Source organism: Agromyces fucosus, from assembly GCF_004134865.1.
Lineage (GTDB): Bacteria > Actinomycetota > Actinomycetes > Actinomycetales > Microbacteriaceae > Agromyces > Agromyces fucosus.
Genome location: NZ_SDPO01000004.1, coordinates 213,627 through 231,608, shown reverse-complemented (window position 1 = coordinate 231,608; position 17,982 = coordinate 213,627). Strand labels below are relative to the sequence as shown.

The window sequence follows — 17,982 nt, the reverse complement described above, 5'->3', positions numbered from 1 at the left end:
CCACAGCAATCGTCGAGATTTCGCGACGGAACCCGTCTGGCCGACGATCGTCGGCCGATGATGCCGAACCCCTCGTGCGCACGGCGGGCACGGTGCCAGAATGTTCCGCATGGTCTCCGGCGCTGTCTCGAGTACGGCGGTGGCCGGCGCGCGCGCGTGGGATGTGATCGTGGGCGACCGGTTCATCGCCGCGCTCGTCGCGCCCGCGCCCGAACCGGTGCTGGCTGCGCTGGCCGAGGCGGCGAGCGACGGCGGTCTCGCACTCGAAGCGCTCGTGGGCATCGTCCCGTCGGGCCGCGTCGATCCGATCGAGTCCTTCGGCCTCGTCTGGTGGGACGAGGCGGCGACCACACAGGTCACCGCCGTGGTCCGGGGGGACGCGGTCGTCGACCTCGCCTCGCCCGGCGGGAGTCGCCGGTTCGACGCGCGGGGGATCCGGCCGTGGCACCTCGCCGACTTCGACGACGTCGTGGCCCTGCGCATCACGGATGCCGCGGCACCCCTCGATCGGGTGCAGGCCGCGGGCGAGCCCGTGGTCCACCGGCGCGCGAGCCTGCGCACCTCATCGGTCGAGTGGACGTCGGAGGTGCGGCAGCCCGACGCGCCCGCCCCCACGCCGTGGCTCGATGCGGACACCCTGCTCTCCCCTCGCCGCCATGAACCGGGCCTCGAGGAATCCGTCGCCGACACGATCGTCACGCCCCGGACCGGCACGCGGGTCGGCGAGCCGCCCGGTGCGCCGACGACGTCGTCGGGGGCGGTGACGGACGCGCCGTCGGAGCCCTCGCCGGCCGATCCCGTCGGCCCCGCGGTCGAGGCCGGTGCGAACGGCCCTCGGTTCCGCATCGGCGACGGAGTGCCGCTCACGGTCGCGGCGCCCGTGCTGATCGGGCGCAAGCCGCTGCCGCCGCGAATCTCGGGCAGCGGAGTGCAGCCCGAGCTGCTCGCGGTCGCGTCCCCGGCGGCGGTGGTCTCGGGCACCCACCTCGAACTCCGCCTCGTCGGGTCCCGTCTCGTCGCGACCGACCTGCACTCGACGAACGGCACCGTGCTCCGCACGGCCTCGGGCGCGCGTCGGCTCCGAGCGGGGGAGTCCATCGTCGTGCTTCCCGGCGCCACCCTCGACCTCGGAGACGATACGATCATCGAGATCCTCTCCGCCCAGGGTGCTCCCGGCGCATGACCCGAACAGACAGCAGGCCTCACAGGTGACCCAGATCGGCAATGGCAACGCCCGCCACCGGATCACGCTGCCCGACGGCACCGAGGTCACGCTCGCCTGGGCGGCGGTCACCGACACGGGACTCCGCCGCGAGGTCAATGAAGACAGCTTCATCGCCCAAGCGCCGGTGTTCGCCGTCGCCGACGGCATGGGCGGCCATGCCGCCGGCGACTTCGCGAGCGCCGCCGTCGTCACTCGACTCGCCGAGCACGGGGGGAAGACGCTCGTCGGCACGCCCGAGATCGACCACGCGCTCCGCCTGGCGGTGCAGGACATGGGCCGCGGCGCCGGCGTCACCGACGAGGGCAGCGGCACCACGGTGACCGGGGCGGCGCTCGGCGCCATCGCCGACGAACCGGCGTGGATCGTCTTCAACATCGGCGACTCGCGCGTCTACCGCCTGGTCGGCGGCGTCCTCGAGCAATTGACGGTCGACCACTCGATCGTGCAGGAACTCGTCGATGCCGGGCAGATCACGAGGGAAGAGGCCGACACCCATCCGCACTCGAACGTGATCACCCGCGCGGTCGGCTTCCACGAGGCGCCGATCCCCGACTACCGCGCGATCGCCGTCGAACCCGGGATGCGCCTCCTGATCTGCTCCGACGGACTCACGAAGGAGCTCACGACCTACGGCATCCGCCACTTCCTCATGGCCAACGCGAAGGCCGAGAAGGCCGCACGCCAGCTGCTCGAAGCCGCGCTCGGCAACGGCGGCCGCGACAACGTGACCGCGATCGTCGTCGACGTGCTGAAGGTCGTGCGCCCCGCGGGCGCGCAGTCGTCGGGCGAGGTCGAGCCGGCACGCGGCTGACCCCGGGGCGGCTCGGCCGTCCGAGCTGTGCACAGCACCACGAGGCATCCGTCACCCGCGGATACAATGATGGGCACCGGGCGCCGCCGGCCACCGGGCGGCGTCGAACCGACCCAGAGCAGGCAGGAGGACCGTGTCTCGCCGACTGCCCTCCACACCGCCGAACCTGCCTGGCTTCGCGTTCATCCGCGTGCTCGGATCGGGCGGCTTCGCCGACGTCTTCCTCTACGAGCAGAACATGCCTCGTCGCCTCGTCGCCGTGAAGGTGCTGCTCGCCGAGGTCGTCAACGACGACCTGCGGCAGATGTTCCAGGCAGAGGCGAACCTCATGGCCCAGCTCTCCTCGCACCCGTCGATCCTCACCGTCTACCAGGCCAGCGTCGCCGCCGACGGACGCCCGTACCTCGTGATGGAGTACTGCTCGGCCTCGCTCGGGCAGCGCTACCGCGCCGTCCAACTGCCGCTCGCCGAGGTGCTGTCCGTCGGCGTGCGCATCGCGAGCGCGGTCGAGACCGCCCACCGACAGGGCGTGCTGCATCGGGACATCAAGCCGTCGAACATCCTCACCACCGCGTACGGGCATCCGGTGCTCTCCGACTTCGGCATCGCGGCCACCCTCGGCGAGGCGGAGTCCTCCGACGCCGTCGGACTGTCGATCCCGTGGTCGGCGCCAGAGGTGCTGCACGACGAGGTGTCCGGCAGCGTGGCGAGCGAGGTGTGGTCGCTCGGCGCCACCGTGTACTCGCTCCTCGCCGGCCGCAGCCCGTTCGAGACGCCCGGAGGAGACAACGGGTCCGGGGCGCTCATGGCCCGCATCGACAAGGCGAAGGTCGCCCCGACCGGGCGGATCGACGTGCCGAAGAGCCTCGAGCAGGTGCTCGCACGGTCGATGTCCCTCCGGCCGTCCGCCCGGCAGTCGAGTGCCCTCGAGTTCATCCGCGACCTGCAGTCGGTCGAGGAGGAGCTCGGTCTCTCGCAGACGCCGCTCGAAGTGGCGATGGACGACTGGGCACTCGCCACCGCGGTCGACGTCGACGAGCAGACCCGCATCAGCGGGACCCACGGCACCGGTGAGGGGGCGCCGCGACGTCGGCGTTCACGCAGCGCACTCGCGGCGACCCGGTCCGAGGCGGATTCGCGCCCGCGTGATCACGGCACCGGGCGCATTCGGACGACCCCGCCGACGTCGGCGCGCCTCGCCTGGGGCATCTCCCTCGTCTCCGTGCTCCTGATCGCGCTCGTCGGCGCCGGCGCGTACTTCGTGATCCAGGGCACGAGGTCGATCCCGGTCGTCACCGACGTGCAGGGCGTCGTCGCGGGCGAGACCGTGACCTTCTCCTGGAACGACCCGGGACTCCAGGCCTCCGACGCGTACGTCGTGACCGTCGACGGCGAGACCCGCCCGCTGCAACGCGAGGCGAGGGTGACCGTTCCCGCCGAAGACGGAGACCGGGTCTGCGCGAGCGTCAAGGTCGCGCGAGACGGCAAGACCGGGGACTCGAGCGCTGAACGCTGCGTCGACGTGACGGTCGACCTCGACCAGGGATCATGATGCCGAGGCTTCCCGATCTCAGCCGCCTCCCGAAGCCGCGATCCGCAGCGATCACCGCGGCGGCGACGACCGCTGTGGTGGCCCTCGTGGCCGGTGTCGCGATCGCCTCCGGCGGGTATGCGGCGCAACGGGTCGACCTGGGCGATGCGGCGGTCTGGGTCAGCAGCAATGAGCATCAGGCGATCGGGCGCGCGAACACGGCGCTGCTCGAACTGAACTCGGTGGTCGAGACCGGCTCGACGGGCATCGACATCCTGCAGCAGGGCCCCACGGTGCTCGCGCTCGACCGTGCGCGCGCGACGGTGCGCGTGATCGATGCGACGACGTCGAGCATCTCGGAGACGGTCGCGGTCCCTCCCGACGATGCGATGCTCTCGCTCGCCGGATCACGGGTCGTCATCGTCTCCGACGGCGACGTCTGGACGACACCGCTCGACGCGTTCGCGCAGTTCGACGCCGACGCGGAACCCATGCTGTCGTTCGGCAAGGGGTCGGTGACGTCCGTGGACCCTGACGGCACGCTCGTCGCGTACACGCCCTCGACCGGCGACGTCGCGCTGGTCGACGCTGCAGACGCGGAGACCGCGCGCACGCGCTGGCAGATCGAATCGGTCGCCGGCGACCCCGACGTGCAGATCACCTCGGTCGCCGATCGCTGGGCGGTGTTGGACGCCGGCACGCGGACCCTCCACCTCGATCGCGGCGCCGTCGACCTCTCCGAGTTCATCGCGGCCAACGACGAGCCCGTGCTGCAGCAAGCCTCGAGCCACGGCGATGAGGTCGCGATCGCGACGCGGCGCGGTCTCATCACCGTGGGTCTCGACGGCGGTGCGCCGATCACGCGGGTCGACGGGCGGTCGGGCCTGCCCGCGGTCCCGATCGTGCACAACGGCTGCCTCTACGCGGCGTGGGCGGCCGGCACCGCCGTGCGCGCCTGCGGAGCCGGCCCGGCGGAACCCTTCGAACTCCCGTCGGCGACCCGGAGCGGCGACTACACCTACCTCGCCAACGGCGCCACGCTCGTGCTCAACGAACGGCGCAGCGGCAAGACCTGGGCGGTCGGCGCCGAGTTCGGACTGATCGACAACTGGCAGGAGCTGCTCGACATCGAGCGCGACGAGGAGACGATCGAGCAGAACGACCCCGATACGCCGCCGACGATCGAGAAGAGCCAGGTGGCGCCCGTCGCGGCCGACGACGAGTTCGGTGCCCGCCCCGGGCGGACGACGCCATTGCCCGTGCTGCTGAACGACTACGACGCCAACGGCGACGCTCTCGTCATCGAGGCCGTCGACGGCGAACTGCCGCCCGGAGTCGCGCTCGACCGGATCGCCGAGAACCAGCAACTGCAGCTCGTGCTGGGCGACGAGGCATCCGGTGTCATCGCCTTCGGGTACACGGTCGACGACGGCTTCGGCGGCGCAGCGCACGCCACGGTGAGCGTGACCGTGCGCGAGACGGATGAGAACGCACCGCCCGAGCAGCGGCGGTCCACCAAGGCCCTCGTGCAGCAGGGCGGCCGCGTCAGCACGGCGGTGCTCGGCGACTGGGTGGACCCCGACGGCGATCCGTTCTTCCTCAAGCGGGCCACCTCGGCCGAACCCGATTCGTTGTCGTCGACGGCCGACGGCGTGGTCGTCTTCGACGAGAAGGGCGGCGCCGGGGCAGAGCGCTCGGTCTCCCTCGAGGTGTCCGACGGCCGAGACACCGCCGTCGGCGTGCTCGGCCTCGGCGTGCGCGCTCCCGGAGACGTGCCGCTCGTGGCCGATCCGTTCGTCGTGCTCGCGACGGCGGGCCAGGAGGTGCGCGTCGACCCGCTGCAGCACGTGCGCGGCGGGTCCGGGACCATCCAGCTGAGCGCCGTGCCCGCCAAGCCGGATGCGCAGCTCACCCCCGACTTCGACGGCGGCACCTTCCGGTTCGTGAGCTCGGCCGTGCGCACCCACTCCCTCGAATACACGGTGACCGACGGCACCTGGACGACGACGGGCGTGGTCAGGGTCGACGTCTCCGCGCCGCCCGAGCTCGGCACCACGCCCATCACGGTGCCGCACACGGCGTTCGTCCGCAACAGCGAGCCGGTCGACGTCGACGTGCTCGCCACCGACATCGACCCGACGGGCGGGGTGCTGATCCTCACCGGCTTGGGCGAACCCGAGGCCGAGGCCGCCGTGCAGGTCGAGGTCATCGAGCATCGCATCCTCCGGGTCACCCTCTCCGGCCCGCTCGAGACGGGGTCGACGGTGTTCGGGTACCGCATCAGCAACGGCCTCGCGGAAGCCGAGGGCGAGGTGACCGTCGTCGAGGTGCCGCAGCTCGAAGTCGCCCAACCGCCCGTCGCGGTGCCCGACAAGATCTCGGCACGCACGGGCGATGTCGTCGACATCGCGGTGCTCGCCAACGACGAGCATCCCGATGCGCTGCCGATCACGCTCGAGCCGGTCCTCGAACGCGAGCCGGAGGCGGGGCTCCTCTTCGTCGACGGCGACCGCCTCCGCTACTTCGCCCCCGAGACGCCGGGGGAGTACGAGGCCGTGTACCGCATCACCGGGCCGGGTCCGCAGTCGGCGACCGCCACCGTGCAGATGTCGGTGCGTGCAGCGGATCCCGAGACCAACACCCCACCGGTGCCGGCCACGGTGACCGCCCGCGTGCTCGCGGGCGACACCGTCCGCATCCCGGTGCCGCTCAGCGGATCCGACCCCGAGGGCGACAGCGTGCAACTCCTCGGCCAGGGCGGCAACCCCGAACTCGGCAACGTCACCTCGCACGGCGCCGACTGGTTCGAGTACCAGGCGGGCGAGTACTCGGCCGGAACCGACGAGTTCGAGTACGAGGTCGTCGACGCGCTCGGCGCCCCTGCCGTCGGCACGGTCCGCGTCGGCATCGCCCCACGACTCGACGGTGCGCGCAAGCCGATCGCCGGCAACGACGTCGTCGAGGTGCGCCCTGGCCGAACGGTCGCCGTCCGGGTCCTCGAGAACGACTCCGACCCCGACGGCGGTGCGCTCACCCTGGAGAGCGTCGAGGCGACCGAGGGCGATGCCGTCGCGGACATCGTCGACGACACGATCGAAGTCGTCGTGCCTCCCGGTGAGGGCGAGTACGGGTTCGTGTACGTCATCCAGAACGAGCAGCTCAGCGAGGCCTCGACCTTCCTCAGCATCATCGCCCGCGACGATGCGCCGCTGGCCCGCCCCGAGGCATCCGACACGGTCCTCACGCTGAGCGACATCCTCGACAAGGAGTTCGTGAACGTCCCGGTGCTGCGCAACGTGTTCCTCGCCGATGCCGACGTGTCGGATCTCGTCGTGGGGCTCGTCGACGGGTACGACGCGGGCGCCGAGGTGCGCCGGGACGGCAGCATCCGCGTGCAGGTCGAGGACCGCCGCCGTGTCATCCCGTTCTCCGTGGCCCACCCCGAGGACCCCTCGATCATCGCCTACGCGTTCATCTGGGTGCCGGGCCGCGACGATGCACTGCCGCAACTGCGCGCCGACGCTCCCCGTGTCGAGGTCATGAGCGGCGAGGAGTTCGAGCTCGAGCTCGACGACTTCGTCATCGCGGCGTCCGGTCGCCCGGTGCGGATCACGGATGCCGCGACGGTGCGTGCCTCGCACAGCGACGGCTCCGACCTGGTGGTCGACCAGGACACGTTGCGGTATCGCAGCGAGGAGGGGTACTACGGACCGGCATCGCTCTCGTTCACGGTCACCGACGGCGAGTCGGCGACGGATCCGTCCGCCCGGACCGGAACCATCGTGATCCCGATCGAGGTGGCACCGACCGAGGACCAGCCGCCGGTCTTCACCGGCGGCGTCATCGACTTCGAACCCGGGCAGTCGAAGGACATCAACCTCGTGAAGCTCACGAACTACCCGTATCCGTCGGAACGGGACGAGCTCGCGTACCGACTGCTGCCGCCGCCGACGGAGGGCTTCCGCTTCTCCCTCGACGGCTCGCACCTCACGATCGAGGCGGATGCATCGACGACCAACGGCACCGTGGCGACGGTCGCCATCGGCGTCGCCGATGAGGCGGGCGACGGCAGGTCCGGGCGCATCGAGCTGCACGTGGTCCCGTCGACGAGACCGATCGCCCGGCCGGCCGCCGACACCGCCGTCGCGCAGCGCGGGCGGACCACGACGATCGACGTGCTGGCCAACGACGGGGCGACCAACCCGTTCCCCGACGTGCCGCTCCGCGTCGTCGATGTGCGCGGGGCCGATGCCGACAGCCTTCCCGACGGGATCTCGATCGTGCCGAGCGACGACCGGTCGAAGCTCGAGGTGACGGTCGCCCAGGGGGCGGCGCCGGTGAACTCGACGGTGCAGTACGAGGTGGCCGATGCGACCGGCGACGCCGCCCGCAACGCATGGGGCCTCGTCACGATCTCCGTGCAGGACCGGCCAGACCCCGTCACCGGCGCACAGGTCACGGGTTTCGGCGACCGCACCCTCGACCTCGTCTTCGGGGCGGGCGCCTTCAACAACTCCCCGATCACGGGGTACGAGATCGAGCTCGTCGATGCCGCGACGGGCGACGCCGTGAGTTCCTCCGAGTGCGCTGCGACGACGTGCACCGTCTCGACCCCCGGCAACGGCCAGTCCGATGCCGTGCAGGTGCGCATCAGGGCGAGGAACGGCATCGGCCTCTCGGATCCGGTCGCGGCGCCCGGTCCGGTGTGGTCCGACGTGATCCCGCCGCCGCCCTCCGGGGTGCGGGCTGTTCCGCGCGACGGGTACCTCCGCGTCGAGTGGGATCCGGTGCCCGCGGGGTCCGGCAGCGCCATCGGGTCGTACGTCGTCACGGTCGCCGGCGTCTCGAACGAGGTCTCCGCGGCGGCCGCGTGCACGGCGACGCTCTGCTCGACGGACTCGCAGCCGCTCGAGAACGGCAGCCAGGTGCCGATCACGGTCGGAGCCAGGAACCAGGCATTCCCGGCTCTCGCGGTCTGGACCGAGGCGGGCACCAGCGGAACCCCCTTCGGTCCACCGGTCGCCGGCGCGATCTTCGTCAACGGCGACGCCGCGGCCGGCACCGTCACCGTCGCCTGGGACGCCTTCGGCGGCAACGGGGATCCCATCGGCGGGTACTTCGTGCAGCGCCTCGTCGACGGGGCGTCAGGGGTACCCGGTGGGGCGCAGGCGTGCTCGGTCACGAGCCCGGCTCCCGGGAGCGTCGTCGCGCCGTCGAGCGGGGGAACGGTCGCCGAGGTCGTGCACGTCGGGCCCGGAACGACGAGCGTGCAGTTCGCGGGCACCGGTGCGGAGGCGACGAGGTACTCCTTCCTCGTCTGGGGCTACAATCGGGCGGCCTGCGCCAACACCGAGGTCGTCGGCACGATCGTGCGGCCGTCGCCCGATGCCATCCGGAAGGTCGACAGTCGCATGGGAATGCGCACCGCCGACGTCTACGACCGGTACATCGCCGGGGTCTCGCCGGGTGCCTGGCGATACGACATCGTGGCCGTCGACGGCAACGGCGCGCAGATCCCGGGCACGCTGCAGAGCTTCGGCGGCTCCGGGTGGGCGCAAGAACTCTTCGCCAGGCCGTTCGGCGAGACGGTCCGGTTCCAGGTGCGGAGCTGCTCGATCTGGGGGAGCTGCGGCCCGTGGTCGGACGTGCTGCCCTCCGACGCCCGCCCCTCGCTGACGTTCGCACTCCCCAGCCGCGCGTGGAACGAATCCGCGAAGACCTGGTCGTGGACCTCGGCGCCGGAGAACTCCGGACTCCCCGTGACCTTCAGCTGCGGCGTCGACGGCGACCGCAACGGCCGGCAGGCGCAGACCCCCACGAGCTGCGACATCCCGGAGGCGAAACCGGGCGACCTCGTCTGGTTGGATGTTGAGATCGCGGACATCGTCGTCCGCTACCAGAACCGCTAGAAGGAGCCGAGATGACCATGACCCCCGATGAGGCGGCGCGGTTCGCCGCGACCCTCGATCGACTCGTCGGCGCGGTCGAGGAAGTGCTGCTCGGCAAGAACCGGGTCATCAGGCTCGCGTTCACGGCGTTCCTCAGCGAGGGTCACCTGCTGCTCGACGACGTGCCCGGCACCGGGAAGACCTCGCTCGCACGGGCGATGGCCCAGTCGATCGACGGCACGAGCAACCGCGTCCAGTTCACTCCCGACCTGCTCCCAGGTGACATCACGGGCGTCACGGTGTACGACCAGCGCTCCGGCGTGTTCGAGTTCCACCCCGGGCCCGTTTTCGCGAACATCGTGCTCGCCGACGAGATCAACCGGGCGAGCCCGAAGACGCAGTCGGCGCTGCTCGAGGTCATGGAGGAGGGGCAGGTCACCGTCGACGGCGTGACGCATCCCGTGGGACATCCGTTCATGGTCATCGCGACGCAGAACCCCGTCGAGCAGGCCGGAACCTACCGTCTCCCCGAGGCGCAGCTCGACCGCTTCCTGATGCGCACGTCCATCGGCTACCCCGACCACGCCTCCACCATCCGGATCCTGGAGGGCGCCGACCAGCGCGCCCACGAGCACCGCGTCTCATCGCAGCTCGCGGCGGAGGAGGTCGTGGACCTGGCTGCGGTGGCACGCACGGTCTACGTCGACCCCACGATCCACGACTACGTCTCACGCATCGTCGACGCCACGCGCACCGCTCGCGAGGTGCGTCTCGGGGTCAGCGTGCGCGGGGCGCTCGCCCTGATCCGCGCGGCGAAGACCCACGCGGCCGGGCGGGGCCGCCACTACGTCGTGCCCGATGACGTGAAGGCGCTCGCCGAGCCCGTGCTGGCGCACCGGCTGATCCTCGACCCCGAAGCCGAGTTCGACGGCGTCACCGCGTCGAACATGATCGCCCAGGTGTTGATCGAGACGCCTCCTCCCTCGACCAGGCAAGCGGTGTGACGCTCACCCAGACCAGAACGACCATCCCCGAGGACGCCCGAAGAGAGGGCGTGCTCGCGGTGGTCATCGGGCGCGCCGTCGTGGCGGGGAGCCGCGCAGCTGCTGCCGTCGGGCGGGCCGCCCGCATGGTGCAGGGCGTCGTGACGCCACTCGGCTGGTCGGTGATCGTCGTCGCAGCGGTCGCACTCGTGGGCGGGTACACCTGGGGTTGGCTCGAGCTCATCGCGCTCGGGTGGGGACTCGGGGTGCTCGCTGTCGCGGCATCCGTCTGGTTGATCGGACGCGGTGCCGGCACCATCCAGCTCGTGCTGCCGTCGCCGCGCGTCGTGGTCGGCGAACCGGCCGAAGCGCGGCTCATCGCCGCCAACCCCGGCCGGCGGCGATTCGGCGGGGTGCAGCTCGAACTCCCGGTCGGCCGCCGCATCGTCGAACGGGTCCTGCCCGGGCTGCCGCGAGGGGGCGTGTTCGACGAGCAGTTCTCGATCCCGACCGAGCGGCGCGGCGTCGTGCCGGTCGGCCCTGCGCGCACGGTGCGCGCGGACCCGATCGGCCTCATGCGGCGCGAGTACGTGTGGTCGGAGACGGCCGAACTCCACGTGCACCCGCGTACCGTGCCGATCAACGCGCTGAGCACCGGATTCATCCGCGACCTCGAGGGAACGCCGACACGCGACCTCACGGCGAGCGACATCGCCTTCCACGCGCTGCGCGAGTACGTGCCCGGCGACGATCGCCGGTTCATCCACTGGCGCAGCTCGGCGAAGACCGGGACGTTCATGGTGCGTCAGTTCGAGGAGACCCGGCGAAGCCGCCTCATGGTGCTGCTCGATCTGGACCCCGGCTCGTACGTCGACGAGGCCGAATTCGAACTCGCCGTCAGCGCTGCCGCGTCCGTCGGCGCTCGGGCGATCCGCGACGCACGGACCGTGTCGTTCGTGGTCTCGGGTCGCCAGCGCGGGTCCGGCGCGGGCACCGGGCGCAATGCCATGCGCGAACTCCCGACGGTCTCCCGCGACCGGCTCCTCGACGCGCTCTGCGTCGTCGAGACCGAGCCGGATGCGGTGATGCTCCCCGATGTCGCCCGCGCAGCGGCCGAGACGCTTGCGGGCGTGTCGCTCGCCTTCATCGTCACCGGTACTGCTCGCGGCGTCGCACCGCTGCGCTCCGCGGCGACCCGGCTCCCGCCAGGTGTCGAGAGCGTCGCGGTGCAGTGCTCGCCCGAGGGCGAGGCGAGTGCCCGCACGATCGCCGGGCTCACCGTCTTCGGCATCGGCTACCTCGAGGACCTGCGCGCGATGCTCGCGAGATCGGCGTCGGTGACATGACCCCTCGTGCACCGGCGGGAGCCCGCAGATTCGTGCCCACCCTCGTCACGGTCGTGCTCGTCGTCGCCATGCTCGCTGCGGCGATGCTGCCCTGGTGGCCCGTCTACGAGAGCCCGGCGTTCGTGGTGGCCGCAGCGGTCGCGATCGCCGCGGGAGTGGCGATCGGCGTCGTCGGAGCGCGGTTCCGCCTTCCCTCCTGGATCATCGTGCTCGCGGTGTTCGGCGCGTACCTGGTGCTCGGCGTGCCGGCCGCGGTGCCCGGCGCCGCGATCGGCGGGATCCTGCCGAGTCCGTCCGGAATCGTCGAGCTCATCGCGGGCGCCGCACTCTCGTGGAAGCAGCTCGTCACGATCTCGGTTCCCGTGGGCTCCTACCAGGCGCTGCTCGTGCCCCCGTTCCTCCTTGGCCTGATCGCCGCCACCGCCGCGATCTCGATCGCGCTGCGCAGTCGGCGCCCCGCTGCCGCCGCATTGCCGCCCGCCGCGCTCCTCATCGCGGGCATCGCACTCGGAGTCGTGCACTCGGCACTCGCCGTGGAGGCGGGCATCGCGTTCCTCATCACCGCGGTGGCCTGGCTCGTGCGCGTCGCCATCGCCGACCGGCGCGCGATCACCGTCGGCCGCCGTGTCGAGGCGGCGCTCACCGACGCGCGCCGGGTGCTCGGCGCCTCGGCGCTCGTGGCCATCGCGGTGGTGGGTGCGACCGCGGCATCCGTGGCGCTGCCGGTGCCGCCGCGCAACGTCGTACGGGCGGAGCTGCAGCCGCCGTTCGAGCCGAGGCGTCACGACAGCCCGCTCGCGGGGTTCCGCGCCGCCTTCGACGAGGACGTCGCCGATGACGTGATGCTCGACGTCCGCGGGCTTCCCGACGGTGCCGGCCTGCGCATGGCGACGCTCGACTCGTACGACGGCATCGTCTACACGGTCGGCGGGGCGGAAGGCGCCTCCGCGTCCGGACGATTCACGCGGGTGCCCTATCGTCTCGACCAATCGGGCGTGAGCGGCGACACCGAGCGGCTCGAGATCGAGGTCGAGGTCGAGAACTACTCCGAGGTGTGGGTGCCGGGGGTTGGTCGCCTCGAACGCATGACGTTCGGCGGACCACGTGCCGAGACGCTCACGGAGTCGTTCTTCTACAACGAGGTGACGAGCACGGGCGCGGTGCAGCGATCGCTGCAGTCGGGTGATCGCTACGCGGCGACCTCGGTGGTGCCCGTCGATCCTTCGGAGCTCGACGGGCTGAACCCCGGCACGAGCGTGCTTCCCGCGACGCCCGACATGCCCAAGGAGCTCGCGCAGCTGCTCGACGAGTGGGCGCCGGTGTCCGATGATCCCGGCGCGCGACTGCAGGCCGTCATCGAGGGATTCCGTGCGAACGGATACGTGAGCCACGGCCTCGAGGAGAATGCGCCGAGCAGGTCGGGTCATTCGCTCGATCGGCTCGCGGATCTCGCGGTCGAACGGCCGATGGTCGGCGACGGCGAGCAGTACGCGGTCGCCGCGGCCCTCATGGCCCGCCGAATCGGCTTCCCGGCGCGAGTCGTCGTCGGGTACCTTCCCGGCGCGGCCGACGACGACGCCTCGGACACGACCGAGCCGCCCGGCGGGACCGCCGAGACGGGTGGGGCCGATGCGACCGGTCAGACCGATGCGACGCCTGAGGGTGGTGGTGATGTCGCGCCGCGGGAGACGGATGCCGCGAGCGAGCGCGCTCCCGACGGCGTCACGCGTTTCGCGAGCGACGACAAGCAGGCCTGGATCGAGGTGCAGGCCGCTGACGGAACCTGGGTCCCGGTCGACCCGAACCCGGCGCCGCGTCCCATTCCCGAGCGCGAGCCCGACCAGCCCACGATCGTGTCGAGGCCGCAGTCGGCGCTGCCGCCGCCCGCGGAGCGCACGCCGGTCGACGACCTGTCGAACGAGCCCGAGACCCCGCCCGACGACCCCGACGACAGTGCGGACGCATGGGTTCAGGCGCTGCTCGCCGTCCTCGGCGTCGCGGGAATCGTGCTGGGCGTGCTCGCGCTCATCGCGAGTCCCTTCCTCGCCATCGTCGTCGCCAAAATGCGGCGGCGACGGCTGCGGCGCAGGGCATCGACCGCGGTCGAACGAATCGAGGGCGGGTGGCAGGAGTTCGCGGACTCGGCGGCCGACTACGGCTATCCGATCCGGCCGACGGCGACGCGCGCCGAGCAGGCGGCGACGGTCGGCGGGCTCGCGCCGCTCGTGCTCGCCTCGGTCGTCGATCGCGCCGTGTTCGCACCCGACGGACCGATGGAGGGCGACGACCTCGTGGTCTGGGAATCGGTCGACGAGCTGCAGGAGCGGCTCGGGGCGCCGAGATCGCTGCGCGAGCGGGTGCGAGCGGCGGTCTCGCTCACCTCGCTCGGCGGGTACGCTGTGACCCGGAGAGGAGCGCGTTCGTGACGTGTCGGATCTGCGGAGCAGAGCTGCCCGATGGGGCGATGTTCTGCGGCGAGTGCGGCAGCTCGACGAGCGCCACGCCGGAATCCCGCAGGCGGCCCGATCCGAGGCCCGGCGACACGACGGTGATCGAGCGGCCCGCCCGTCGCAACAGCGGCGTGATCTCCATCCCGGTCGACGGCTTCCGTGCCGCGGTCGCGATCGAGGCGTCGGATGCTGCGACCGGCGAGTTCTTCGCCGCGGCAGCGCCTGAGCAGCACGAGCAGTTGCTCACGACGCCCGCCGCGACGAGATTCGTGTTGACGTTCAGCACGGGCGAGTCGCGCACGGTCTTCGGCACCGGGCTCATCGGCCGTCGCCCCCTGCCCCAGCCCGGTGAGGTGTTCGACCATCTCGTGCAGATCGCAGACCGGTCGTTGTCGGTGTCGAAGACCCACGTCGAGTTCGGCGAGCACGACGGCACGCTCTGGATCGCCGACCGCTTCTCGGGCAACGGCACCATCGTGCGGCGCATCGACGACGGCGCGATGCGTTGCGAGCCGGGCAGGCGCTACCTCGTGCCGCGGGGGAGCCGTGTAGAGCTCGCCGAGCAGTTCTTCGTCGTCTCCTGACGCGTTCCACCCGATTCGGGCGAGACGTCTCCGAGTCCCGCCGACTCGTCCTCCACAGCATGCCGTCAGCCGATCCAGTGCCCCGCGCGCCGTCCGTGGCCGCCGAAGGGTCGCCCGCGTGATCGGATCGCGTCGTGGACCGATTCGACATCGCACCCGTATCGCTGGAGACGCCCCTCTCGCTGCCGCCGGCGCCGGCCGATCCTGCTCGAGCCGGGTTCCCGCTCATCGCGTCGCTCGCCCCCGTCGCGGGGGCGCTCGCGCTGTGGGCGATCACCGGGTCGCCGTTCTCCCTCGTGTTCGCGGTGCTGGGGCCGATCGTGGCGATCGGCTCGATGCTCGATGCCCGTCGTTCGGCGCGTCGTCTGCGACGACGGGCCGGCGCCGATCGACGGCGACTCGTCGGCGAACTCCGCCTCGAGATCGGTGAGCGACACCGTCTCGAACGCCGGGCGGCATGGCACCGCACGCCGTCCTCCCGATCGCTGCTCGAGCACTCGGTGCATCCTGCGTGGCGCGAAGCGGCGCTTCCGCCGCTCGTGCTCGGGCGGGGCGCGGCCGCGAGCGCGCTGCGCGTCGAGGGTGCCCCCGTCGACGCCGACGATCGAGCGCTGCTCCTCGCCGCGGCTCGACTCGACGACGCCCCGATGTCCGTCGACGCAGGGGCGGGTATCGGATTCGTCGGCGAGCTCCCGCTCGCGAGGGCGGCGGCGCGTGCGAGTGCCGTGCAGTTCGCGCACCATGGGCATCCGCGCCACTTCGCGATCGATGCCGAAGGGCCGGAGGACGGCAATTGGGCGTGGTTGCGCCTGCTGCCCCATCGCGGAGCGCGGGCGACTGCTCGACTGGTCGTCGTCGAGACCGGAGCTCGGCCGCCGTCGCCGAAGCCGCGGCCATCGTCGCCCACGTCGTCGGCGTTCGCAGCAGCCGACGACCGATCGCGTGTCTCGATCGTCGCGATCGCGCGAACGGCGGCCGAATTGCCCCCGGGGCTCGGTACGATCGTGACCCTGCACGCGCCCGATGCGGCGCTCGTCCAGCACGGCGGTGCGGAGACGCACGTCGTGCCCTCGCTCGTCGGCGTCGCCGAAGTCGCCCGCTGGGCGCAGTCCCTGTCGGCGATCGCGGCGCGAGCCGGCCTCGACGATCGATCGAACGAGCTTCCTCGCCGGCTGCAGCTCGACGAGCTGCAGCCGCCGGCAGGCACCGGGCTCGATCGCTCGAGCCTCTCGGCCCTCGTCGGACGCGTGGCCGGCGATGCCCTCGAACTCGACCTCGCCCGGTGCGGTCCGCATGCGCTCGTCGCGGGCACGACCGGCAGCGGCAAGAGCGAGTTCCTGCTCGCGTGGATCGTCGCCCTCGCCTCCGCCCACTCGCCGGCGCGCGTCTCGTTCCTCCTCGTCGACTTCAAGGGCGGCGCGGCGTTCGAGCCCGTGCGCGGCCTGCCGCACGTCACGGGCATCGTGACCGACCTCGACGAGTCGGAGGCGGAGCGGGCGGTGCAGAGCCTTCGGGCCGAGCTCACCCACCGCGAGACGGTGCTCGCTCGGTCGGGCGCACGCGACATCGCCGGGCTCGACGCGGGCGTCGAGCTCGCGCGACTCGTGATCGTCGTCGACGAGTTCCAGGCCATGCTCGAGCGCTTCCCCGAGCTCGGGGCCATCATCGCGGACATCGCCGCACGCGGGCGCTCGCTCGGGGTGCACCTCGTGCTCGCCTCGCAGCGGCCGAACGGCGTCGTTCGCGAGCAGGTCACCGCGAACTGCGCGATCCGCGTGTCGTTGCGCGTGCTGCAGCGAGCCGACAGCGAAGCGGTGGTCGGAACCACCGCGGCATCCGAGATCCCGCCCGACCTGCCCGGTCGCGGCGTGATCGACCGAGGCGACGGATGCCCCGTGCTGTTCCATTCGGCCGTGGCGACGCCGAGCGCGATCACCGCGGTGATCGCTCGATCGGCCGGGATGCCGCGGGCTCGCCGTACCTGGCTCGATCCGCTGCCCCCGCGCATCGCCCCTGATTCGGTGACCGAGCTCCTCGGGGATCCGCGCCCGACATCGCCCGACGAGCATCGCGCCGTCGCCCCCGCATTCGACGGCTACGGGTTCGGCGTGGTCGACGAACCGGAGCGGCAGCGGCGGAGCCTTGCGCGATGGGCGCCGCACCGCGACGGCGCCCTCCTCGTGCTCGGCGCTCCCGGCAGCGGGCGGAGCACGGCACTGGCGGCGGTCGAGCGGGCGGCGAGTGAGTCGGTTGCGAGCATCGCGGCCGCGGCATCCGCCACGCTCCGCCTTCGCGGTCCGTCGAGCGCAGACTGGGACGGACTCGTGGCCGCAAGGGCCGCGGTCCGCGGGGCGGCGCCACCGCCGGCCCTCATCGTGATCGACGACCTCGACGTGAGGTTCCGTGCCTGGCCGGAGGAGTACCGTCATGAGGCCTTCGCGATGGTGGAGTCCCTGATCAGGGAAGGACGAGCGAGGGGAGTGGCGGTCGCGGCATCGGCCGTCGACCCGCTCGCGCTCGGCCACGGTCTCCGCGACGCCTTCGGAAGCCGACTGCTTCTACGCCATGCCGCGCGTTCGGATCTCGTGCAGTCCGGTGGTCGCGGGGAGCTCTGGCGCGCGAGCGCCGGTGCCGGCGCCGGGCAATGGCGGGGGCGACGAGTGCAGGTGGTCATGGCGACGGAGTCCGAGACTCCGGGGACACCCGAGGTATCGCTCCTCGAACTGCGGCCCGACCTTCCGTACGCGATCGCGTCTGCGGCGCCGCGCGCGGCAGCTGCGGTGATCGCCGCAGGAGGGCGGACCCCGATCCTCCTCGCCGCCGGCGGCGAGCCCGCGGTCAGGGCCGCGATCGCCGCACGTCCGATCGATGCACCTCCGCCGGCGATCGTGGGCGACGCGGAGGCCTGGGCCGCGAGCTGGTCGTTGCTCGCGAGCCTTCGCGAGGAGGCGGCGTTCGTCGTGCACGGCAGCGCGGGCGAGTATCGCGCCCTCATGCGCACGCGCGGGCTCCCTCCGCTCCTCGATGACGGGGCTGGTCAGTGCTGGGTCATCGAGCCCGGGCATGATGTGCGCCGTGCGCTCTGGCCGAGCCGCCGAATCCACTGAATCGGTCGCAAGATCGGGCGAGAAGCGCTGATTCCGCACGAGATGTTCGCAGAAATT

9 protein-coding genes are annotated in these 17,982 nt (G+C 71.9%); all 9 read left to right on the top strand.

The genetic code is table 11. The annotated features are described in order from the left end of the window. The first annotated feature begins 109 nt into the window (after positions 1 to 109). The 9 genes from ESP57_RS16565 (at position 110) to ESP57_RS16525 (ending at position 17,925) form a co-directional block, all read left to right on the top strand. A complete protein-coding gene (locus tag ESP57_RS16565) occupies positions 110 to 1,183 on the top strand; it encodes an FHA domain-containing protein (RefSeq protein ID WP_129232311.1) in 1,074 nt (357 codons plus the stop codon). Positions 1,184 to 1,208: 25 nt separating this feature from the next. Continuing rightward, the gene (locus ESP57_RS16560) at positions 1,209 to 2,036 is read left to right on the top strand and encodes a PP2C family protein-serine/threonine phosphatase (protein WP_056014949.1); all 828 of its coding nucleotides are present in this window, start codon (positions 1,209 to 1,211) and stop codon (positions 2,034 to 2,036) included. Between the two features lie 133 nt (positions 2,037 to 2,169). Further along, positions 2,170 to 3,588: a serine/threonine-protein kinase gene (locus tag ESP57_RS16555; RefSeq protein ID WP_129232310.1), complete on the top strand. Its 1,419-nt coding sequence runs from the start codon at positions 2,170 to 2,172 to the stop codon at positions 3,586 to 3,588. Further along, on the top strand, positions 3,588 to 9,476 hold the full coding sequence (locus tag ESP57_RS16550) for an Ig-like domain-containing protein (RefSeq protein ID WP_129232309.1): 5,889 nt from the start codon (positions 3,588 to 3,590) through the stop codon (positions 9,474 to 9,476). Before ESP57_RS16555 ends, ESP57_RS16550 begins: the two co-directional genes overlap by 1 nt. Before the next feature lie 11 nt (positions 9,477 to 9,487). Beyond that, entirely contained in the window at positions 9,488 to 10,459 is a 972-nt protein-coding gene (locus tag ESP57_RS16545; RefSeq protein WP_056014007.1) for an AAA family ATPase, read from the top strand. Continuing rightward, on the top strand, positions 10,456 to 11,784 hold the full coding sequence (locus ESP57_RS16540) for a DUF58 domain-containing protein (protein ID WP_235507794.1): 1,329 nt from the start codon (positions 10,456 to 10,458) through the stop codon (positions 11,782 to 11,784). The genes ESP57_RS16545 and ESP57_RS16540 overlap by 4 nt, the downstream gene beginning before the upstream one ends. Beyond that, complete coding sequence (locus ESP57_RS16535; RefSeq protein ID WP_129232308.1) at positions 11,781 to 14,210, top strand: transglutaminaseTgpA domain-containing protein; 2,430 nt, start codon at positions 11,781 to 11,783, stop codon at positions 14,208 to 14,210. The genes ESP57_RS16540 and ESP57_RS16535 overlap by 4 nt, the downstream gene beginning before the upstream one ends. Then, on the top strand, positions 14,207 to 14,818 hold the full coding sequence (locus ESP57_RS16530; protein ID WP_158556783.1) for a zinc-ribbon domain-containing protein: 612 nt from the start codon (positions 14,207 to 14,209) through the stop codon (positions 14,816 to 14,818). Before ESP57_RS16535 ends, ESP57_RS16530 begins: the two co-directional genes overlap by 4 nt. A gap of 134 nt (positions 14,819 to 14,952) precedes the next feature. Continuing rightward, positions 14,953 to 17,925, top strand: a complete 2,973-nt coding sequence (locus tag ESP57_RS16525) for an FtsK/SpoIIIE domain-containing protein (RefSeq protein WP_129232306.1) — start codon at positions 14,953 to 14,955, stop codon at positions 17,923 to 17,925. The last annotated feature ends 57 nt before the right edge of the window (positions 17,926 to 17,982 follow it).

What these genes read in the sequence shown, in the direction of transcription:
- ESP57_RS16550 (WP_129232309.1), top strand. Translation starts at nt 3,588, where the DNA reads ATGCCGAGGCTTCCCGATCTCAGCCGCCTCCCGAAGCCGCGATCCGCA.
- ESP57_RS16565 (WP_129232311.1), top strand. Translation starts at nt 110, where the DNA reads ATGGTCTCCGGCGCTGTCTCGAGTACGGCGGTGGCCGGCGCGCGCGCG.
- ESP57_RS16535 (WP_129232308.1), top strand. Translation starts at nt 11,781, where the DNA reads ATGACCCCTCGTGCACCGGCGGGAGCCCGCAGATTCGTGCCCACCCTC.
- ESP57_RS16545 (WP_056014007.1), top strand. Translation starts at nt 9,488, where the DNA reads ATGACCATGACCCCCGATGAGGCGGCGCGGTTCGCCGCGACCCTCGAT.